Genomic DNA, 19,762 nt, shown 5'->3' with positions numbered 1-19,762 from the left:
CCAATGTAATCGCCCCCGCGTGGCCCGGTCCAGAGTGAGACCCCTCACACCCGGCTGTGACCGCCCCGCGCCGCTGCGTGGCCGGGTGCGGGCGTGCGCCAGCCGTCCGGCCTCCGCATGCGGTACGGCCGGCGGCGGAGGCGGGCGTCAGCGCAGGAGCAGGTACGCGACGACGCCGATGATCGCCACGGCCAGGACGACCGCGACGATGGGCAGGACCGGGGAGCGCTTGGGCTCCTGGCTCGCTTCGTTCTCCACGCGCTTGGCGTACGCGCGGAACTGCTGGGTGTTCCCCGCGGGGTCGAGATGCTGGTCAGACATGGGTGACAAGGTAGCCCACCACGCTGGTGGATTTGTACCTTTTGCTGCTATCGGTGTGGCGGGCTGCCGGAGAGACCACGCTGGTCGGGGGATACCGTGGATCCATGCTCAGGACCCTCCTCGCCCCCCGCCTCTTGGGGCTGCACATCGTGGCGATCGGGGTCCTCATCGCCTTCATCCTGCTGGGACGCTGGCAGCTCGGCGTGTTCGAGGACTCCGGCCGGCCGCGGGCCGCCGCCGACCCCGCGCCGGTCGCCGTCGACCAGCTGGTCAAGTTCGGCGCCCAGCTCGACGGGGAGGCGCTCGGCCGCAGGGTGACCGCCTCCGGCGTCTACGACGGCGGCAAGCAGCTGCTCGTGGCCGACCGCAGGCCCGACGTCGACGCGATGGGCGGGCGGGCCGCACGCGGGGCCGGATACTGGGTGCTCACCCCGCTCCGGCTCGCCGACGGCACGCTCGTGCCGGTCGTGCGGGCCTGGACGGCCACGCCCGAGGCGGCGCCCGCCGTACCGCCCGGCCAGGTCGCCGTCACCGGCCGCGTCCGGCCGTCGGAGGCCACCGACGGCGTACGGCGGTACGCCGCGCTGCCGTCAGGCCAGGTGGCGACCGTCTCGACCGCCGAGCTGATCAACCTGTGGCCCGGGGAGAAGGTGCGCAACGGCTTCGTGGTCGCCGACGGGTCCGGCGTGCGCATCCCGCCCCCGCAGACCGGCGGCGAGCTGACCTGGCGCAACCTCGCCTACGCGCTCAACTGGTGGATCTTCGCCGGATTCGCCGTGTTCATGTGGTTCCATTTCGTGCGCGACGCCGTACGAACGGCAAGAGGAGAACAGTGGAGTCGGCCCTCAAGCTCTTCCGAGCGCTCGCCTACGTCGTCGGCGTGATGCTCCTGATCCTGTGCGTCGGCATGGTGCTGAAGTACATCGTCGGGGTGACCTGGTGGCCGTCGCTGATCGTCGCGCAGGTCCACGGCTTCCTCTACATGGTGTACCTGGTCGCGACCATGAACCTGGGCATGAAGGCGCGCTGGAGCTGGCCGCGCATGCTCGGCGTCATGCTCGGCGGCACCGTGCCGTTCCTGTCGTTCTACGTCGAGCGCAGGGTCACCAGGTCCGTGCACGCCACCGTCTGACGTGCTCTGACGTGCTCTGACGTGCGAAGCGGGGACCCGAGCCCGGATCCCCGCTCGTCGTCAGCGGCCGATCTGGCGCCTGCGGGCTCTGCGCAGGCGCTCGCGCTGCGACGGGTCGAGCATGAAGTAGCCGATGACCGGGGCCGCGACCACGCCGAGCACGACCAGGGTGGTGATCCACCCCCATCCGAAGACGATCAGGGACAACAGAACGGCGGCGCCTGCGCCGATCGCGTACTTCTGGACTGGCGACATCTCAACTCCTAGGGACGCGGGCCCTTTCCATTCTGCAACGCGCGAGGGCGGCGGCTCGGTTCCTGACCGAGATATATCTCATCCGGCACCTAGGCTTCCGCGACGGCCTTGAGCTCCTCGCGCAGGGCGTCGGGCGCGGGACGCTGGGCCGGGTCGCCGGACAGCAGGCGGAACAGCACGGGAGCGAGGGCGTCGGCGTGGGCGAGCGGCGCTCCCGGGGCCGGGGGGCGGCCCTCGACGGCCATGTAGAGGGTGGCGCCGAGGGACCACAGGTCGGAGGCCGGGCCGAGGTTGCCCTCCGGGGCGGTGAACGGCGACAAGCCGGTGATCGGGGTACGGGGGGCCAGGCTCGCGCGTCCCCCGGGGTGGAGGACCACCGTGCCGGGGCGTACGTCGCCGTGGTGGGCGCCGCGCTGGTGGAGCGCCACCAGCTCGTCCAGGAGGCAGAGGCCGAGGGCCGCGACCTCGCGCGGGGGAAGCGGCCCCTGGGCGGCGACGCGGGCGTCGAGCCGCAGCTCGGCCGGAGGCAGCGGCTGCGGCGCGGGCTGCTGGGCGGATGGCGGCGCCGGTACTGGTCCCGGTGCCGGTACAGGCGCGGACTGCGGTTCCGGCATCGGTTGCGGTTCCGGGGTGGGCTGCTGGACGGATTGTGCCGGTGCCGGCGCGGGTTGCGGCTGCTGGACGGGGTGTGGCTGCTGGATCGGTTGCGGGGCCGGCGCGGGTTCGGGGGCCGTCGCGCGCTTGCGGCCGAAGATGCGCCGCAGGCCGGACCTGCCCTCCTCGGCGGACGGCTGCGGCCCGGCCATGGGCTGGGGGACGGCCGGTGGAGGCGGTGGAGCCGGTGGCGGTACGGCGGGCGCCGCGGGACGGCCCGACGCGAGCCCGGCCAGCGCCTCCCGCGCCACCTCGACCGGCACCCGGCCGTCGAGCAGGTCGCGGATGAGGGCGCGCAGCGGGTCCGCCGCGGGGGCCGGCTCGTGCCCCGGCGGCCGTCCCTCCACCGCGAAGTGCAGGCTCGCGGCCAGCGACCACAGGTCCGCCGACGGCGGCAGGGCCGGGCGGGGCCCGCACAGGCCCATGAGCACCGCGCGCCCGGTCGTCGTCAGCATGACGTTGCCCGGGTTGACCCTCCCGTGGACGAGGCCCGCGGCATGGACGGCCGACAGCGCCTCCAGCACCTGGACCCCGGCGCGCGCCGCCTGCACGAGGGGCAGCGGATGCCGGGAGGCGACGGCGCGATCGAGCGAGCACCCGGAGACGAACTCCATGACGAGCCAGCCGTCGTCGAGGACGTCGAACACCGTCACCAGGCAGGGGTGACGCACCGTGGCGGCGGTGCGCGCGTCCCGCACCGCGCTCTGGAGTTGGTCGGCGGGAACCCGAAGCTCCTTGACGACCACGTCCCGGTGGAGCTCCTCGTCGAAGGCCAGCCGTACGGCACCCTCGCCGAGGGGGTTCAGCAGCCGATAGCGCCCGGCCAACTTCATGACATAGCACCATAACACCGGCCTCGGAGCCCGTCGCCTGGCGTGACGGTCAGGTGCGGCGAAAGGAGGCGCGGTACGCCGTAGGAGTCAGGCCGACGCGCGACCGGAGGTGCTTGCGGAGCGAGTCGGCGCCGCCCAGCCCGCTACGCCGCGCCACCTCGTCCATCGCCAGGCTCGTCGTCTCCAGCAACTCCCGCGCCCGGTTGACCCGCTGGTGCAGCAGCCACTGCAGCGGGCTCAGGCCCGTCTCCGCCTGGAAGCGGCGAGTCAGGGTCCGGACGCTGGTCGCGGCGTGCCGGGCCAGGTCGGCCAGGGTGAGCGGCTCGTCCAGGTGCGCCAGCGCCCAGGCCCGGGTGACGGCCAGCGACGTGCCGCGCTCCGGCGGCAGGGGCGTCTCGATGAACTGCGCCTGCCCGCCGGGCCGTACCGGGGAGACGACCGCCATGCGCGCCGCCGCGTTCGCCACCGCGGCGCCGTAATCCAGCCGGACCAGGTGCAGGCACAGGTCGATGCCCGCCGCCGCGCCCGCGGACGTGAAGACCCCGTCGTCCTCGACGTAGAGCACGCCCGGCCGGACGTCGACCTTCGGGTACCGCTCGGCCAGGACCCCGGTCAACCCCCAGTGCGTGGTGGCGCCGCGCCCGTCGAGCAGTCCGGCCTGGGCCAGCACGAACGCGCCCGTGCACAACGATGCGATGCGCGCACCGGCCGCATGGGCGTCCCGCAGCGCCTCCAGCACCTCGGCAGGGGCCTCCTCGCCGCCGCTGCCGACGACCATCACGGTGTCCGCCCCGGCCGCCCGCTCCAGCCCGTCGGGGACGTGGATGGCGGGACCGCCGACCGTCGGGACCGTGCCGGGCCGCGCCGTGCAGACCCGGACCTCGTAGCCGGGCCCGTCCACGCTCTCGAACACCATGTGCGGAATCGAGATGTCGAAGCTGAGGACGGGTTCGACGACGATGACCGCGACGTGATGCATTGGCCAGATCCTCCGGATGATTGGCGTTCAGGCCACTGTCCCACATGGCTCCCGCTCAAGAGCCTTGGAGCATGACCTTTCGCGTTATCACGGGTGCCGGTGCCACCGGCCAGGCCGCCGCGCTGCTGTTCGCCGAAGAGGGCGAGAGAGTGAAGATCGTCAGCCGTCGCGGAGCCGGCCCCGACCATCCCCTCGTCGAGAGGATCGCCGCCGACGCCTCCGACGCCGACGCGCTCACCTCGATCCTCGACGGCGCGTCCACCCTGATCAACTGTGCGGCCCCGCCGTACCACCGCTGGCCCGAGGAGTTCCCCGCACTGGCCGCCTCGCTGCTCACGGCGGTGCGGCGCACCGGGGCCGACTACGTGATGCTCGGCAACCTGTACGGCTACGGCCTGGTGGATGGGCCGATCACGCCGGACCTGCCGCTGAGGGCGACCGGGCGCAAAGGCCGCGTGCGGGCCCGGCTGTGGAAGGAGGCCGCCGCCTCGGGCGCCCGGGTGACGGAGGTGCGCGCCGCGCAGTTCTACGGCGTGGACGCCTACTCGGTGTTCTCCCTGATGGTCCAGCCGTACGTGCTGGCCGGGACGGTCGCCGTGGTGCCGCAGGAGCTGGACGTGCCGCACGCCTACTCGGCCATCCGCGACACCGCCCGCACGCTGGTGGCCGCCGCCCGGGACGAGAGGGTCCTTCGGCCGTGCCTGGCACGCGCCGACGGTGACGCTGTCGGTCCGCGAGCTGGCGGCGCGGCTGGCGGAGCTGGCGGGAGCGCCCACGCCGAGGCTGGAGCAGATGACCGAGCGCGACCTGGCCCTGCTCGGCCTGACCGCGCCGTTCTGGCTGGAGTTCCACGAGGTGCTGCACACCCCCGGCCACCCCTACCTCGTCGACTCCTCCGAGACCGAGGAGGTCTTCGGCATCGCGCCGACGCCGGTGGAGGAGGTGCTGAAGGAGGTGATCGCCGCCTCAGCCGCCCGCTAGCCACCGCTCGTGGGCCCGCGCGAGCCGGGCCCACAGCTTGTCCCTGGCCTCCGGCGGCACGTCGTCCAGCGTGAGGCCGAAGACGTCGGCGAGCGCGGCGTAGTAGTCCTCGGGCCGCTCCATCGTCGTGGACGTCGAGGCGTTGCCGATCCGGCTGAGCACCAGCCCCCGCATGCAGTCCACGCCCGAGGCGTCGCGCCGGTAGACGACCGCCGCCTGCACGAAGCCGGACTCCGGCGAGGTGGACAGGTGCCGGTGCATGTCGGTGAAGGCCGTCATGTCGGTCGGCTCCAGGCCGAAGTCCATGCCCGCGAAGGCCCCCGCCGGGTCGTGGTCCAGCCGCCAGCCGCCCGGCGCGACCTCCGAGGGGCGCAGGCCGTACTCGAAGGGCCCCTGCCGGTGGCGCCCCGCCACCAGGGGCAGCGGCTCGTGCGGCCCGTCGCCGAGGCCCACGTCGACCAGCCAGGCGCCCTCCGGCAGCGTCACCGTCAGCGGCAGGTGGTTGCCGGTGACGCCCGGCCGGGAGCGGTGGTTCTGCACCCCGCCCACGTGCCGCGCGACCTCGAAGCCCATGGCGGCCAGCAGGGCGGAGAGCGCCCCGTTGAGGTGGTAGCAGTAGCCGCCGCGCCCCCGCAGGATCCGCCCGGCCGACTCCAGCGGGTCGACGGTCGTCGGGCGGCCCAGCCAGATCTCCAGGCACTCGTACGGCACGCGCTCCACGTGCGCGGTGTGGACCGCGTGGAGCGTCTCGAGGGTGGGCGGCGCGCCGAGGAGGTCGGGACGGCCCAGGCGGTGAAGGTAGGAAGCGACATCCACCCGCCCAAGTCTGCACAGGATGTGCACAACCGGGGAATGCCTTTCTGCACAGCCCGCTTCTAGGCTGCCAGTCGTGAAACGGGTTCTCGTGGTTGAGGATGACGGGACGATCGCGCTGGCCGTACGGGACCGGCTGGCGGCCGAGGGCTTCGACGTCAGGGTCGCGGCCGACGGCCAGAAGGCCCTGGTCGAGTACGGCAGGGCCGAACCGGACCTGGTGATCCTCGACCGGCTGCTGCCCGGGCTGGACGGGCTGGAGGTGTGCCGCCGCATGCAGGCGGCCCGTCCGGTCCCGGTGCTGATGCTCACCGCCCTCGGCGAGGAGACCGACCTGCTGGTCGGGCTGGGCGTCGGCGCGGACGACTACCTCACCAAGCCCTTCAGCATGCGCGAGCTGGTCGCGAGGATCCACGCGCTGCTGCGCCGGGTGGACCGGGCGGCCCAGCTCGCCGCCGAGGACACGGTGCTGCGGGTGGGATCGATCGAGATCGACACGGCCGCTCGCCGGGTGTTCGTCGACGGCGTGGAGGCGCAGCTCACCAGGACCGAGTTCGACCTGCTGCGCCGCCTGGCCGAGCGGCCGGGCCAGGTCTTCGAGCGGGACCGGCTGCTGTCGGACGTGTGGGGCTTCTCGGAGGCCGCGGCCACCAGGACGGTCGACAGCCACGTGCGCGCGCTGCGCAGGAAGCTCGGCCCCGACGTGGTGCGCACCGTCCACGGCGTCGGCTACGCCCTGGCGCGCACGGGGCGCGGCCCGCTCTGGACTGAGGAGCGGGGAGGGCGTCCGGCGCCCGAGCCGCGACGAGGGAAGAGCGGGCCTTCTGAGCGCCCCGAGCACGTCGCGCCGGAGGCGCGACAATCAACACAGCCATGAGGCCGCTGGACTTCCTCGGCCGGATCAAGGTCAAGCTGGGCCTGCTCATCGTGCTGGCGGTGGCGACGGCGATCGCGGTCTACGAGTTCGCGGCGGCGCTGTCGCGCGAGTGGCGGATCGTCGTGGCCGTCGCGCTGGCGCTCATCATGGTCCAGGTGCTCGCGCGGGGGATGACCAAGCCGCTGCGCGAGATGGCCTCGGCCGCCCAGACGGTTGCCAAGGGCCACTACGACCTGCGGGTGAGCGCCACCTCGCGCGACGAGGTCGGCGAGCTGGCCAGGGCCTTCAACGCGATGGCGGCGGACCTGGGCGAGGTGGACCGGCAGCGGCGCGAGCTGGTCGCGAACGTCAGCCACGAGCTGCGCACGCCCATCACGGGCCTGCGCGCCGTCCTGGAGAACGTGGTGGACGGCGTCTCGCCGCCCGAGACCCTGCGGACGGCGCTGGCGCAGACCGAGCGGCTGGGGCGGCTCGTCACGCAACTGCTCGACCTGTCGCGCCTGGACTCCGGGGCCCGGCTGATCGAGCCGGAGGCGGTCGAGCTGGGCCCGCTGGTGGAGCAGGTGGTCAGCGAGGCCGGGCCGGCACGGGAGGACGTCCGCATCGCCCAGGCGGTGCAGGCCGGGCTGGCGGTGCGCGCCGACCCCGACCTGCTGGCCCAGGTGCTGGCCAACCTGCTGGACAACGCGGTACGGCACAGCCCGGCCGGCGGGGTGGTCACGGTGGCGGCGGCCGGCAGGGGGAACGGGGTGGAGATCTCCGTGACCGACCAGGGTCCGGGGATTCCGGCGGAGGCCAGGTCCAAGGTGTTCGAGCGCTTCTCGCGGCTGGACGCGGCCCGCGCCGCCGACGCCGGGGGCGCGGGGCTGGGGCTGGCGATCGTCAAGGAGATCGTGGAGCTGCACGGCGGCTCCGTTCGCATCGGCGACGGCGCGGGGTGCCGCATGGTCGTCGAACTACCGGGGAGGGTCGCGATGGCGGATGCGCCGTTAGAGCGTGAGGGTTCGGGAGACGAGGGGCGGCCCGTCGAGGAGCCGTCGGCCGCCGCGTCCTCCGGCGGCGAGCAGATCGGGGAAGCGCTGGACACCGCGCGGGAGGCGGTAGGCGGCGAGCCTGCCGAGGGGCGCGGGCCCGCCACGCCCGCCGCGGCGGGCGCAGGACCGCTCGCCGGTTCCGCGCCGCTTGCCGGTTCCGCCGCGGGCGCGTCTCCGGGCGCGGGCCCGTTCGCCGGTTCCGTCGCGGGCGCCGGACCGGCGACCGGGCCGCCGACCGGTCCTGCCGCGGGGGTCCCCGCCACGCATGGCGCCGGTGTCCTCAGCACGCACGCCGCGGAGGGCCCCGCCGGGCAGGCTGCGGGCATCGCGGGCGCCCACGCTTCCGGTGGCGGCGTCCCGTACGGAGGCGGCGTCCCGCACGGGAGCGGCATGCCGTACGGGCACGGTCCCGGGGTGCCGCCGGCCTCGATGCCCGCGCGCCTGCCGGTGGGCGCGCACGCGCCCGGCGCGCCCGGCGGTGCGACGGCGGCGCAGGCCGAGCCGTCCGGCATCGGCAGGCTGGTCGTCGGCGGGATCGTCGGCCTGGCCGTCGGCTTCATCGCCGCCCTGTTCGCCGCCGTCTTCGTCACCGTCGTGATCGGCGACGGGGCCGCGCTCGCCACGCTCGTCCTCGTCACCTCCGGCGGCGGCGCGCTCGGCGTCGCCCTGGGCGCGGCGAGCCGGGCGCGCGCCGCCGTCCCCGCCCAACCGGCTCCGCCGTACGGCGTGCCCGCCCAACCGGCTCCGCCGTACGGCGTGCCCGCCTACGTCCCCCCGCCGCTCTTCCCGCGCCCCGACGTCCCCGAGACCCCGAGCTGGCTGCTGCCGACCGTGGCGGGGGCCGGGATCTTCGGCGCGGTGGCGCTGCCGTACGCCCAGCCGGGTCTGGGCCTGGTGCTCGTCGCCCTGGTGATCGCCGCGGCCACGGTCCCCGCGGCCCTCAAGCGCATGACCCCCTGGACGATCGCCTACGGCCTGGTCGCCGCGGCGCTCATCTCGGTGACCGCCTGGCGCGACGCCGACTGGCTCGTCATGATCACGCTCGTCGGCGGCTTCGGCCTCGGCTCGCTGGCCGCCTCCGGCGCGGGCGCCGGGTGGCTCGGCGTCATCAGGGGCGGCGCCTCGGTGCTGCTGGCGTTCCTGCCGCTGCCGTGGTTCCTGGCCGCGCCGCTCAAGCGCCTGGTGGCCAGGAAGCGCATCCTGCCCATGGTCGGCGCGCTGGGCATCACCGCGGTCCTGCTGCTGGTCTTCGGCGGCCTGTTCGCCTCCGCGGACGCCGTGTTCGCCTCCTACGTCGAGCGGCTCCTCGCCACGCCGGAGTGGGCCCAGTCGGTGCCGCTGCGGCTGGTGGTCTTCGCGGTGACGGGCGGGACGCTGGCCGCGGTCGTGCTGGTGGCGCTGCAGCCCGTGGTGGACCCGGTCAGCCCGTCGGTCAAGGTCGCCGTCAACCCCAGCCTGTGGCTGGTCCCGCTGACCGCGCTCAACCTGCTGTTCGCCGCCTTCGTCGCCCTGCAGATCAGGGTGCTGTTCGGCGGCGACGAGCGGGTGCTGCGCACGGCCGGGCTGACCTACGCCGAGTACGCCAGGCAGGGCTTCTTCCAGCTGGTGTTCGTCAGCGTGATCGTGCTCGCCATCGTCGCCGTGACCGGCGCGGTCGTGCGCGCCGGCGGCCGGTCCCGCTGGCTGCTGGCGGCAGAGCTGGGCACGCTGTGCGCGCTGACGATGGTCATCCTGTTCTCGGCCCTGCACCGCATGGGCCTGTACACCGAGGCCTACGGCCTGTCCCGGCTGCGCATCTCGGTGCAGGCCACGATCTGGTGGCTGGCCGCGGTGTTCGCGCTGGTCCTGATCGCCGGAGCGGTACGGCTGGCCGGACGGGAGACGGGCTGGCTGCCCCGCACGATCGTGCTGGTGTCGGGGTTGGGGCTGTTCGCCTTCGCGGCGGTCAACCCCGACCTCCTGGTGGCCAGGTCCCAGCTGGAGGAGCGCGGCGTGTCCCGGATGGACTCCGACTACCTGGGCGACCTGGGCGCGGAAGCCGTACCCGAGCTGGACCGGCTGCCGGAGCCGCAGCGCAGCTGCGTGCTGGCCGACGTGTACGCGGTCAACGAGCTGGACCGGCCCCTGTCGTGGAACTCCTGGAACCTGGCCAGGGCGCGGGCGCAGGAGCTGCTGGCGCGCAGGCCGCTCGGGCCGCGCGTGAACTGCCCGCCGCCCCCGGGCCGGTCCTAGTCGGGTTTAATCCAGGGGTGGCTTTCGATGTGATCATCAGGGGCGGCCGGGTGCTCGACGGCACGGGCGCCCCGGCGTTCCGGGCGGACGTGGCGATCAGCGGCGACCGGATCGCGGCGCTGGGCCGCCTGGAAGGCGCAGAGGCGGCGGTGGAGGTGCAGGCCGCAGGCCGGTTCGTTGCCCCCGGGTTCATCGACTGCCACGCGCACGGCGACGCCGCCGTCTTCGACCCGCGGGTGCAGCTCGCCGCGCTCCGGCAGGGCGTGACCACCTTCGTGCTCGGCCAGGACGGGCTGTCGTTCGCGCCCGGTTCGGCGCGGACCGTCGCCTACGCGGCCCGCTACTTCGCCGCGGTCAACGGCTCGCCGCCGCGCGACGCGCCGCTGACCGTGGGCGACCTGCTCGCCGCCTACGACCGGGCCACGGCGCTCAACACGGCCTACCTGATCCCGCACGGCACGGTCCGGTACGAGGTCATGGGCCCCTCCCCGCAGGCGCCCTCCCCCGAGGAGCTGCGCCGCATGCTGCGCCTGGTGGAGCAGGGGCTGGCCGACGGCGCGGCCGGGCTGTCCAGCGGGCTGGAGTACCTGCCCGGCCGCCACGCCACCGCCGCCGAGCTGGCCGCCCTGTGCGCGCCGCTGGGGCGCCTGCCGTACGTGACCCACATGCGGGCCTACGGCGAGCGGGCCGGGATCGGGATGGCCGAGGTCGTCGAGATCGCCCGGCGCTCCGGCGCCGCCATGCACGTCTCCCACCTGCACGGCCCGGCCGACGTGCTGCTGCCGCTGGTGGAGGACGCCCTCGCCCGCGATGTCGACCTGACCTTCGACACCTACCCCTACCTGCGCGGCAGCACGATCCTGGCGATGGTGGTGCTGCCGGAGTCGGTGCCCGCCGCCGAGGTCGACCGGGCGCTGGAGGTGCTGGAGTCCGACCGGCTCGACGACTGGTGGCCCACGCTGGCCGGCCTGTGGCCGCGACTGACGATCTCGCACGCCCCCGGGTACGGCTGGGCCGAGGGCATGGGCATGGTGGCCGCGGCCGAGCGGGCGCAGATGGAGCCCGCCGAGTTCTGCCGCAGGCTGCTGATCGACACCCGGCTGGAGGCGGGCGTCGTCTCCGCCCGGCCCGACGAGGGCCCGGCCGGCGAGGAGTCGGTCCGGCGGATCCTGCGCCACCCTTCGCACACGGGCGGCTCGGACGGCATCTACGTCGGCGGGCATCCGCACCCCCGCGGCTGGGGCGCCTTCGCCCGCTTCCTCGGCCGCCACGTGCGCGAGCTGGGCGACTGGAGTTGGGAGCAGGCCGTCGTGCACCTGGCCTCCCACCCGGCGCGGCGGTTCGGCCTGGACGACCGGGGGCTGGTGCGGCCCGGCTGCGTGGCCGACCTGATCGTGTTCGACCCGGTCACGGTCGCCGACCTGGCCACCTACGCCGCCCCGCGGACCCCGGCGACGGGCGTGGGGGAGGTGTTCGTCTCGGGGGAGCGCGTGCTGTCCGCGGGAGCGCTCACAGGAGCCCGGGCCGGGCGTGCGCTGCGGCCCGGCGGGGGATAAGGTCGGACGCGACAAAGGGGGGTGCTCGTCCGGTGGGGTCGATCTTCGACGGGTCGTACGAGTTTCCCCTGATGGTGCTGTACCGCGACGCGCTGGAGCACAACATCGCCACGATGGCGGCCTTCGCCCGCGACCACGGGCTGGAGCTCGCCCCGCACGTCAAGACCCACCTGTCACGCGAGATCGCGACGCGGCAGCTGCGCGCGGGCGCCTGGGGCCTGACGGTCGCCACCCCGCGGCAGGCCAGGGCCGCACGGGGCTTCGGCGCCTCGCGGATCATACTCGCCAACCAGGTCATGGATCCCGCCGGGCTGGCCTGGATCCGGCGCGAGCTGGACGCCGATCCCGGCTTCGAGCTGCTGAGCTTCGTCGACTCCAGGGAGAGCGTCGACGCGCTGCCGGCCCGTCCGGGGGCCAGGCCGTACCGGGTGCTGGTGGAGCTGGGCCACGCGGGCGGCAGGGCCGGGTGCCGGACCCTGGAGGAGCTGCTCGACCTGGTCGGCTACGTGCAGGCGGCCGACGGCGTCGAGGTGGCCGGGGTCGCCGGGTATGAGGGGGCGCTGAAGACGGCCGAGGAGGTGCGCGGCTACCTGCGGCGGCTGCAGGAGGCGGTCGAGCACCTGCGGGTGCGCGAGCCGATCCTCACCGTCGGCGGCAGCCAGTGGTTCGACGTCATCGGCCGCGAGCTGGTCGCCACCCAGGCCAGGATCGTGCTGCGCAGCGGCGCCTACGTCACCCACGACGACGGCTACTACCGCGACCGCACGCCGTTCAACCGGATCGAGGGCGAGCTGAAGCCCGCGCTGGAGATCTGGGCCCACGTGCTGTCCACCCCGGAGCCGGGGCTCGCCGTCGTGGGCATGGGCAAGCGCGACGCGCCCTACGACGAGGGGCTGCCCGTCCCGCGACGGCCCGGCGTGACCGTGGTCAAGATGCTGGACCAGCACACGATCGTCCGCGGGGACCTGCGAGTGGGCGAGCTGGTCGCCTTCGGCATCTCGCACCCGTGCACGGCCTTCGACAAGTGGCGTTCCATGCCGCTGATCGACGGGGACTACCAGGTTGTCGAGACGATAAGGATCGAGTTGTGAAGAAGGAACTGCGCTCCGACCAGGGCGCGCCGCCCGTCGGCGCCTACTCGCAGGGCCTCGTGGTCGGCGACTTCGTCTACACCTCCGGCATGGGGCCGCTCGACCCCGAGACGGGCGAGGTGGTCGGCGACGACATCGAGACCCAGACCCACCAGGTGATGAGGAACCTCGGCGCCGTCCTGGCCGCGCACGGGCTGGGGTACGACGACGTGATCAAGGCGACCGTGCACCTGCAGCACCTCAAGCGCGACTTCGCCAAGTACAACGAGGTGTACAAGTCGTACTTCACCCAGCCGTATCCGGTGCGGACGACCGTCGGCTCGGACCTCATGGACATCCTCGTGGAGATCGACTTCGTCGCCCACAAGGGCGATTAGGTTTCGCGAGGGCGCGACCGATAAACACAGCGCCGGCTGGAGGGAGGCAAAGAAACTGGACAGTTCGGTATTCGTTTTCGCCGAGGACCTGCGCGGCGAGGGCGTCGACAGGGTGCTCGACCGGGTGCGCGGGTACGGCGTGGCCGGGGTGACCGTCGGCGCCGTCCACCACGCCTCCCGCGACGTGACGCCCCACGGACTGTCCAAGCTGACCGTGCGCCACGACGGCGCCCACTTCCCCCTGCCCGGCGACCTGTTCGCCGGGCAGCGGCTCAGACCCCCGCAGGGGTACCCCGACGTGTTCGACGGGCTGCGCGAGGCCTGCCGTACCAGAGGGCTGAAGCTGCACGGCTGGACCGTGTTCCTGCGCAACGGCACCCTTGGCGCCGCCAACCCCGACGTGACCGTGCGCAACTGCTTCGGCGACCGCGGCTATCCCACCGACCTGTGTCCCGGGCACCCCGACGTACGGCAGTACGCCGTGTCGCTGGCCAGGGCGGTGGCCAGGCTCGGCGTGGACAGCGTGGTGGCCGAGTCGCTGCACTTCCGCCCGCTCAGGGCCGAGCGCTCGTTCGTGCCGCTGGGGCCGATGGACGCCTACCTGATGGCGCTGTGCTTCTGCGACTACTGCCTGAGCCGCGCCGCCGACCTGGGCGTGAACGCCACGGGGGCGCGTGAGGAGTGCGCCAGGATCGTGGGCGGGGTGCTCGACGGCGACTCGCCCGCGCAGGGCGAGGTCACCCGGGCGGCGCTGACCGCCTACGCCGGGCCGGAGGTGGTCGCCTACGCCCGCGCCCGGTCCGAGACGGTGACGTCGCTGGTGTCGGAGGTGGCGCAGGCGGTGGCGGCCGAGGGGTCGCGGCTGGTGTTCGTCGACTCCACGGGCGCGGTGAAGGGCTACCGGGACGGGCTGCCCACCCCGGGGCTGGCCGCGCACGACGCCTGGCAGTTCGGCGTGGACCTGGTGGCGCTGGGGGACCTGGTGCCGTCCTTCGCGGTGCTGGCGTACGCCCGCGACGCGGCCCGGGTGGCCGACGACGTGGGGGCCTACCTGCGGTCGGTCGGCAAGGACCGGGAGGTGCGGGCGGTGCTGCGGCCCGGATACCCCGACAGCGACTCGGCCGACCGGCTCGCCGCCAAGGTGCGGGCGGCCAAGGCGGCCGGGGCCTACGCGGTCGACTTCTACGCCTACGGGCTCATGCCGTACCCGGTGCTGGACCGGATTCCCGAGGCGCTGATCTGAGCTGATCTGAGGGGTGTTCAGCGGAGTTCGCCGAGCAGGAGCGGAAGCGCCCGCCGCAGCTCTCTGGTCCAGTACGGCCAGCTGTGGGTGCCCGGGCCGTAGAGGTTCGCGGTGACCTTGACCCCGGCTGCGCGGGCGGCCGCGACGAAGGCGCGGTTCTGCCGCTCGATGACCGCCTCGCCCTCGTCCTTCGGCGTTCCCTCGGGGTCCAGCGGCCCTTTCTCGCCGTTTCCGCAGGAGACGTAGACCGGGATGTCCCTGAGCCGGGCCACGAGCGCCATGGGGTTGCGCAGCGGGATGTCCTGGTCGCGCCACAGGTCGTGGGAGTTCTCGCCGGACTGGCGGGTGATCCAGTCGGCGTCGGCGCGGGAGACGTCGGTCAGGCCGGAGAACGAGGCAGCGGCCCGGAACATGCCGGGATGGCGGGCCGCGTAGGACAGCGCGCCGAAGCCGCCCATGGACAGCCCCGCGATCGCCCTGCGGTCGGTCGCGCCGTACCTGGTCTCGATGAGCCGGCGCAGCTCGGTGAGGTGGAAGGTCTCCCATTTCGGGCCGTTGACCCAGTCGGAGTAGAACCCGGCGCGCCCGCCCTCCGGGATCACCACGATGACGCCGGCGTCCTCGGTCAGCTCGCCGGCCCGGCCGAGGGTGATCCACTCGATCCGGGTGTGGCAGCAGCCCTCCAGTAGATACAGGACCGGCCAGCGGGTGCCGGGCCGCCATCCGGCGGGGAGCAGCACCTCGGCCGTGGCCGTACCCCGGAGGGCGGGTGATCGGAGGGTCAGCGTGACCTGGCGGCCCGATCTGATCTCCTGCAGTACGGCAAGCGCGGGCTCGGCCGGGTGCCGGGTGGGCGGGGGAGCGGCGCCGCAGGCGGGCGCGAGGAGGGCCAGGACAACCGTCGACAGCAGCAGGCGCAGCGGCACGCCGCGATTGTCGCGCGGCGGGGGCTTCCCGGCTACCGGGGCGGGATTCCCGGCTACCACGTCGGGGCTTCCCGGCTACTTTCGTCCCGCGAACGCCGTCACCGCTCCCAGGCCGAGGTAGACGATGCCGCTGACGTAGCGCAGCGCCCGCGCCTTGGCGGCCAGGCGGGTGCCCAGGGCGCCCGCGGCCAGGGCGTACATCATGTCCGACAGCAGCCCGAGCAGCATGAGGGTCACGCCGAGCACCATGATCTGGAGCGCCGGGGAACCGGCTCCGGTGTCCACGAACTGCGGCAGGAAGGCGAGGAAGAAGAGGGCGACCTTGGGGTTGAGGACGTTGACCAGGACGCCTTCGAGGAAGACCTTGCGCAGGGGCTGCGGGCGGACGGCGTGGGCGGCGGCGTCGTCCTTGCCGGTGAGCGCCCGGATGCCCAGGTAGACCAGGTAGGCGACGCCGACCCACTTGACGATGGAGAACAAGGTCGCCGACCGGCTGACGATCATGGACAGTCCGGTCGCGGCGGCGGCGATGTGGACGAGGGTGCCGACCTCGACGCCGAGGGCGCTGGCCACCCCCGCGGCTCGCCCCTGGGCCAGGCCGCGGGCGGCGATGTAGAGGTGGTTCGGGCCCGGGATGACGACCAGCGCGAGAGCGGCGACGGTGAACAGGGCGAGCGTAGTCAGGGAGATCATACTTAGGACAATATTTCGGCATTGGTCCGTACATAAGGTCCAATGCCACCCCGAATCTCTGGACCAATGCGGCGCGGGGCGTCCGGCTCCCTTTCCCCGGCGGGGCCGATCCGCGGTTCCTGGGACCCGCTGCTGGGACCGGCCTCTGGACGGCGGGGCTGTCGGCCGGGCATGGCATAGTGGCAAGCGTGACCGGGGTGCTGATCGGGCGACGCTCCGAGCTGGAGGCGCTGGTCCGCGTGCTCGAGGCGGCCGCGGCCGGCACCGCAGGCGTGGCCCTGGTCGGGGGCGACGCGGGCATCGGCAAGACCCGGCTCGTGACCGAGCTGACCGCCGAGGCCCGCCGCCGGGGCTTCACCGTGCTGGTCGGGCAGTGCGCCGAGCTCGGCGACGCCCTGCCGTACCTGCCGCTGATCGACGCGCTGCGCGAGCCGTCCATCCGGAGCGCGGTGGAGGCGCGGCCGATCCTGCGCGGGGAGATGCTCGACGGCGGCGCGTCCTCCGGGCTGACGCAGCAGCGGCTGTTCGGGTCGCTGCTGGAGCTGCTCGGCGAGGTGCAGCCCGTGGTGCTGGTGCTGGAGGACCTGCACTGGGCCGACCGCTCCACGCGCGACCTGCTGGTCTTCCTCAGCCGCATGGTGCAGACCGGGCAGGTGTGCGTGGTCGGCACCTATCGCACCGACGACCTGCACCGGCGCCATCCGCTGCGGCCCGTGCTGGCCGAGCTCCAGCGGCTGCCCACGGTGAGCGTGCTGGAGCTGCGCCCGCTCGGCCCATCGGAGATGTCCGACTTCGTGGCCTCCATGGGCGAGGTACGGCCGGCCGTGCTGTCCCAGGTCGTGGCCCGCGCGGAGGGCAACCCGTTCTACGCCGAGGAGCTGCTGGCGGCGGCCAACGAGGGCGAGTCCCTGCCCGACGGGCTGGCCAGCCTGCTCATGTCCCGGGTCGAGGTGCTGTCGGAGGCCGGCCAGCGGGTCCTGCGCGCCGCGGCGGTGGCCGGGCGCCGGGTCGAGGACTCGCTGCTGCGCGAGGTCACCGGCCTGGACGTGGGCGAGTTCGAGCAGGCCGTGCGCGAGATCGTCTCACGCGGGCTGCTGCGGGTCGACGGGTACGGCTACGCCTTCCGCCACGCCCTGCTCCAGGAGGCCGTCTACACCGACCTGCTGCCCGGCGAGCGCACCCGGCTCCACGCGGCCTTCGCCAAACTGCTCACCTCGCCCGCCGAGCTGGCGCACCACCACCTCGCCAGCCACGACCTGGCGGGAGCCCTGGCGGCCTCCGCCGAAGCGGGCCGGCTGGCCGAGCGCCTCGGCGCGCCCGCGGAGGCCCACCGGCACTACGACCAGGTCCTCAGCCTGTGGGACCGCGTCGACGACCCGGCCCGCCTGGCGGGGGAGGAGCGCCTCACGCTGGCGCTGCGCAGCGCGATCACGGCCGCCGACTCCGGCGACAACCACCGCGCCGTCACCCGGCTGCGCGCCCTGCCGCCCACCTCCGAGGTCAACGAACGGCTGGCGTACTACCTCTACGAGATCGACCAGAACGACGCCGCGATCGCGGCGGCGGAGGCAGCCGTCGAAACCGCCGGCGACGACGTCATGCGGGCGCGTGCGCTGGCGACGCTGGCCCGCTGCCTGGGGTGGACCCCGCGCCACGAGGAGGCGCGGACCATCGCGCAGGAGGCGCTCGAGGTCGCGCGGGCCGCGGGCGCCCGCGACGCGGAGGTGAGCGCGCTGATCAGCCTGGCCGTCTTCGACGAGCTCGAAGGCCGCCACGCCGAGGCGCAGGAGCTGCTGAACGCGGCGCTGGAGAAGCCCTCGGGCGACCTGGCGATCGACCTGCGCGCCCAGTTCATCCGCGCCCGCATCGCCTTCGACGCCGGCGACCTGGCCTGCGCCGCCGAGGCGGTCGACCGCGGCATCCGCCGGGCCCGGGAGACGGGGCTGACCTGGAGCACGTACGGCACGGACCTGCGCTTCCTGGGCTTGCTCATCCACTACGTCGCCGGCGAGTGGGACCAGGCCGCCGCCGTGGCCGCCGGGTTCCCCATGCGAGTCGGCACGGTCCCCGAGGCCACGCTGTCCTCCTACGCGCTCTTCCTCGAGGTCGCCAGGGGCGCTCCCCAGGTCGAGGACCGCCTGCGCTGGCTGCGGCCGTTCTGGAGCGACAGCTTCATCGCCTATATCTCGCGCGGCCTGGCGGCGGAGCGGGCCCTGTGGAACGGCGAGCCCGCCGCCGCGCTGGAGCACATCCGCGCCGTCCTGGACGTGCTCGACCGCACGGACGCGGGCGTGGTCCGCATCGCCGCCACCGGCCTGGCCGCGCTCGCCGACCTCGGCACCGCCGACGACGCCGACGACTTCCTGGCCAGGGCCCGCCACGCCTTCACCACCGGGCCCACCGGGCAGCCGATCACGATGGGGCCGGAGGGGCGGGCCTGGATGCTGCGCGCCGAGGCCGAGTGGGAGCGGGCGCACGGCCGCTACGACCCCGGCAAGTGGCGCTCCGCCGTACAAGCCTTCGACTACGGGTTCGTCTACGAGGCCGCGCGCTCTCGCCGGCGGCTCGCCGAGGCGCTGCTCACCACCGGCGACCGCGACGCGGCCCAGGCCGAGTGGGGCCACGCCCGTGACACGGCGCTGCGGCTGCGGGCCACGCCGTTGCTGGAAGCCCTGGAGGACTTCGGGCGGCGCGCCCGTTTCGTGGAGCGGAGCGCTTCGGGGACGGGCCTCACCTCACGGGAGCTGGAGGTGCTCGCCCTGGTCGCCGAGGGCCTGCAGAACCGCGAGATCGCCGAGCGGCTGTTCATCGCGCAGAAGACGGTGAGCGTGCACGTCTCGAACATCTTGGCCAAGCTCGGCGTCTCGACTCGCACACAGGCCGCCGCCGAAGGCCGCCGGCTCGGTCTCGTCTAACGGGTGGCCGAGGCACCCATGTGTGGGCGTCGGCAGGACCTTCATGCGCCGGACGACGGCTTCACCGGCAGCGCACGAGGGTTCCGGACCTCACGAGAGACCCGCGCTCCGGTCACCGGCCGCGGCCAGCTCCCGGACGATCCTGATCAGCTCGGCCGGATCGAACGGCTTGGTCAGGTAGGCGTCCACCCCCAGGCCCAACCCCCGCCTCTTGTCCTCCTCCTGCGCCCTCGCGGTGATCAGAAGCACCTTGATGTGCCTGGTCTCCTCGTCCGTCCTCAGCCTGGTCGCGGTGACCCACCCGTCCAGGCGCGGCATCATCACATCCAGCGTGACGACGTCCGGCCTGACGTCGAGCACCCGATCCAGGCAGTCCTGCCCGTCCGTCGCCGTCTCGACCTCGAACCCCTCGAGGGTCAGATTGACCGCGATCAGCTGACGGATCACTTCGTCGTCGTCGACGACCAGAACTTTGCCGAGTACCTCGCCCACGGGCGCCAAGCTAGCTCCTGCGACGGCCTTCCCGTGCGGTTTTCCGCGGATGTGGGGCGGAGGATTATCTCGGTCCCGAGTGGTGGGCGGATGCTGGTAGCCTTATGCAGGCATCGCTCCCGTAGCTCAGGGGATAGAGCACCGGCCTCCGGAGCCGGGTGCGCAGGTTCGAATCCTGCCGGGAGCACCAGATCGCAGCCAGGCCAGACACCGTCTGACCTGGCTTTTCTCTTGTTGCACCAGGTTTTCGATCTTGCCGCCTTACGCCGCAGGATGACGTCCTGTGACAGGTTGCGCGATCCATACGCGATCCATGAGCCTTTTTCATCCTCTCGCGACCTCGTAGTTCTGCAGGACG

The 19,762-nt window shown here is 73.6% G+C and carries 18 protein-coding genes and 1 tRNA gene; 11 read left to right on the top strand and 8 right to left on the bottom strand.

Features of this window, described 5'->3' with window-relative positions; translation table 11 throughout:
• Positions 1-147: 147 nt before the first annotated feature.
• Positions 148-321: a flagellar basal body-associated FliL family protein gene (locus BSB02_RS23710; RefSeq protein ID WP_206184852.1), complete on the bottom strand. Its 174-nt coding sequence runs from the start codon at positions 319-321 to the stop codon at positions 148-150.
• A 104-nt stretch (positions 322-425) separates the two neighbouring features.
• Between BSB02_RS23710 and BSB02_RS23705 the strand changes: the two genes are divergently transcribed.
• Both BSB02_RS23705 and BSB02_RS41570 read left to right on the top strand, forming a co-directional pair.
• A complete protein-coding gene (locus BSB02_RS23705) occupies positions 426-1,205 on the top strand; it encodes an SURF1 family protein (RefSeq protein WP_084961980.1) in 780 nt (259 codons plus the stop codon).
• The gene (locus tag BSB02_RS41570) at positions 1,205-1,453 is read left to right on the top strand and encodes a DUF3817 domain-containing protein (RefSeq protein WP_240506630.1); all 249 of its coding nucleotides are present in this window, start codon (positions 1,205-1,207) and stop codon (positions 1,451-1,453) included. Before BSB02_RS23705 ends, BSB02_RS41570 begins: the two co-directional genes overlap by 1 nt.
• Positions 1,454-1,513: 60 nt before the next feature.
• Here the strand turns inward: BSB02_RS41570 and BSB02_RS23695 are convergent, their stop codons facing one another.
• From BSB02_RS23695 to BSB02_RS23685, 3 genes are all read right to left on the bottom strand, one after another.
• A complete protein-coding gene (locus BSB02_RS23695) occupies positions 1,514-1,708 on the bottom strand; it encodes a hypothetical protein (RefSeq protein WP_084961977.1) in 195 nt (64 codons plus the stop codon).
• Between the two features lie 89 nt (positions 1,709-1,797).
• The gene (locus tag BSB02_RS23690; RefSeq protein WP_084961975.1) at positions 1,798-3,195 is read right to left on the bottom strand and encodes a protein kinase domain-containing protein; all 1,398 of its coding nucleotides are present in this window, start codon (positions 3,193-3,195) and stop codon (positions 1,798-1,800) included.
• A 49-nt stretch (positions 3,196-3,244) separates the two neighbouring features.
• Positions 3,245-4,174 carry a GlxA family transcriptional regulator gene (locus BSB02_RS23685; RefSeq protein WP_084961973.1) on the bottom strand — a complete coding sequence of 310 codons (930 nt, stop codon included), beginning with the start codon at positions 4,172-4,174 and terminating at the stop codon, positions 3,245-3,247.
• 717 nt (positions 4,175-4,891) lie between these two features.
• On the opposite strand from BSB02_RS23685, the gene BSB02_RS41565 reads away from it, so the two are divergent.
• Positions 4,892-5,155 (top strand): Rossmann-fold NAD(P)-binding domain-containing protein, encoded by a 264-nt coding sequence (locus BSB02_RS41565; protein ID WP_206184851.1) that lies wholly within the window; start codon positions 4,892-4,894, stop codon positions 5,153-5,155.
• On the opposite strand, the gene BSB02_RS23675 is transcribed toward BSB02_RS41565, so the two are convergent.
• Positions 5,141-5,971, bottom strand: coding sequence for an arylamine N-acetyltransferase family protein (locus BSB02_RS23675; RefSeq protein ID WP_143591055.1), 831 nt, complete (start codon positions 5,969-5,971; stop codon positions 5,141-5,143). The two genes, BSB02_RS41565 and BSB02_RS23675, sit on opposite strands and share 15 nt — an antisense overlap.
• A gap of 73 nt (positions 5,972-6,044) precedes the next feature.
• On the opposite strand from BSB02_RS23675, the gene BSB02_RS23670 reads away from it, so the two are divergent.
• From BSB02_RS23670 to BSB02_RS23645, 6 genes are all read left to right on the top strand, one after another.
• Positions 6,045-6,845 (top strand): response regulator transcription factor, encoded by an 801-nt coding sequence (locus BSB02_RS23670; RefSeq protein ID WP_276206345.1) that lies wholly within the window; start codon positions 6,045-6,047, stop codon positions 6,843-6,845.
• Positions 6,842-10,111, top strand: coding sequence for a DUF4153 domain-containing protein (locus tag BSB02_RS23665; protein ID WP_084961971.1), 3,270 nt, complete (start codon positions 6,842-6,844; stop codon positions 10,109-10,111). Before BSB02_RS23670 ends, BSB02_RS23665 begins: the two co-directional genes overlap by 4 nt.
• A gap of 17 nt (positions 10,112-10,128) precedes the next feature.
• A complete protein-coding gene (locus BSB02_RS23660; RefSeq protein ID WP_084961969.1) occupies positions 10,129-11,667 on the top strand; it encodes an N-acyl-D-amino-acid deacylase family protein in 1,539 nt (512 codons plus the stop codon).
• Between the two features lie 32 nt (positions 11,668-11,699).
• Positions 11,700-12,758 carry an alanine racemase gene (locus tag BSB02_RS23655; RefSeq protein ID WP_240506611.1) on the top strand — a complete coding sequence of 353 codons (1,059 nt, stop codon included), beginning with the start codon at positions 11,700-11,702 and terminating at the stop codon, positions 12,756-12,758.
• Positions 12,755-13,135: a RidA family protein gene (locus tag BSB02_RS23650; protein WP_084961967.1), complete on the top strand. Its 381-nt coding sequence runs from the start codon at positions 12,755-12,757 to the stop codon at positions 13,133-13,135. The genes BSB02_RS23655 and BSB02_RS23650 overlap by 4 nt, the downstream gene beginning before the upstream one ends.
• A gap of 112 nt (positions 13,136-13,247) precedes the next feature.
• Positions 13,248-14,378, top strand: coding sequence for a hypothetical protein (locus BSB02_RS23645; RefSeq protein ID WP_240506610.1), 1,131 nt, complete (start codon positions 13,248-13,250; stop codon positions 14,376-14,378).
• Positions 14,379-14,395: 17 nt separating this feature from the next.
• Here the strand turns inward: BSB02_RS23645 and BSB02_RS23640 are convergent, their stop codons facing one another.
• The gene (locus BSB02_RS23640; RefSeq protein ID WP_158088710.1) at positions 14,396-15,304 is read right to left on the bottom strand and encodes an alpha/beta hydrolase; all 909 of its coding nucleotides are present in this window, start codon (positions 15,302-15,304) and stop codon (positions 14,396-14,398) included.
• Positions 15,305-15,379: 75 nt separating this feature from the next.
• Entirely contained in the window at positions 15,380-15,997 is a 618-nt protein-coding gene (locus BSB02_RS23635) for a LysE family translocator (RefSeq protein ID WP_084961961.1), read from the bottom strand.
• Positions 15,998-16,185: 188 nt separating this feature from the next.
• Here BSB02_RS23635 and BSB02_RS43065 point away from each other — a divergent pair, with 188 nt between their 5' ends.
• Positions 16,186-18,912, top strand: a complete 2,727-nt coding sequence (locus BSB02_RS43065) for a helix-turn-helix transcriptional regulator (RefSeq protein ID WP_084962237.1) — start codon at positions 16,186-16,188, stop codon at positions 18,910-18,912.
• A gap of 90 nt (positions 18,913-19,002) precedes the next feature.
• Here the strand turns inward: BSB02_RS43065 and BSB02_RS23625 are convergent, their stop codons facing one another.
• A complete protein-coding gene (locus tag BSB02_RS23625) occupies positions 19,003-19,404 on the bottom strand; it encodes a response regulator transcription factor (RefSeq protein WP_084961960.1) in 402 nt (133 codons plus the stop codon).
• A gap of 115 nt (positions 19,405-19,519) precedes the next feature.
• Between BSB02_RS23625 and BSB02_RS23620 the strand changes: the two genes are divergently transcribed.
• Positions 19,520-19,594: transfer RNA gene (locus BSB02_RS23620), tRNA-Arg, on the top strand.
• Positions 19,595-19,762 lie beyond the last annotated feature (168 nt).

The sequence above is a fragment of the Thermoactinospora rubra genome, from assembly GCF_002093975.1.
Lineage (GTDB): Bacteria > Actinomycetota > Actinomycetes > Streptosporangiales > Streptosporangiaceae > Nonomuraea > Nonomuraea rubra_A.
Note: the sequence above shows the minus strand (reverse complement) of the source record. Positions and strands in the feature narration are given on the sequence as shown.

Excerpts from the sequence above, each read along its gene's own strand:
- BSB02_RS23710 (WP_206184852.1), bottom strand. The coding sequence starts at position 321 with ATGTCTGACCAGCATCTCGACCCCGCGGGGAACACCCAGCAGTTCCGC.
- BSB02_RS23705 (WP_084961980.1), top strand. The coding sequence starts at position 426 with ATGCTCAGGACCCTCCTCGCCCCCCGCCTCTTGGGGCTGCACATCGTG.
- BSB02_RS41570 (WP_240506630.1), top strand. The coding sequence starts at position 1,205 with ATGCTCCTGATCCTGTGCGTCGGCATGGTGCTGAAGTACATCGTCGGG.
- BSB02_RS23695 (WP_084961977.1), bottom strand. The coding sequence starts at position 1,708 with ATGTCGCCAGTCCAGAAGTACGCGATCGGCGCAGGCGCCGCCGTTCTG.
- BSB02_RS23690 (WP_084961975.1), bottom strand. The coding sequence starts at position 3,195 with ATGAAGTTGGCCGGGCGCTATCGGCTGCTGAACCCCCTCGGCGAGGGT.
- BSB02_RS23685 (WP_084961973.1), bottom strand. The coding sequence starts at position 4,174 with ATGCATCACGTCGCGGTCATCGTCGTCGAACCCGTCCTCAGCTTCGAC.
- BSB02_RS23665 (WP_084961971.1), top strand. The coding sequence starts at position 6,842 with ATGAGGCCGCTGGACTTCCTCGGCCGGATCAAGGTCAAGCTGGGCCTG.
- BSB02_RS23635 (WP_084961961.1), bottom strand. The coding sequence starts at position 15,997 with ATGATCTCCCTGACTACGCTCGCCCTGTTCACCGTCGCCGCTCTCGCG.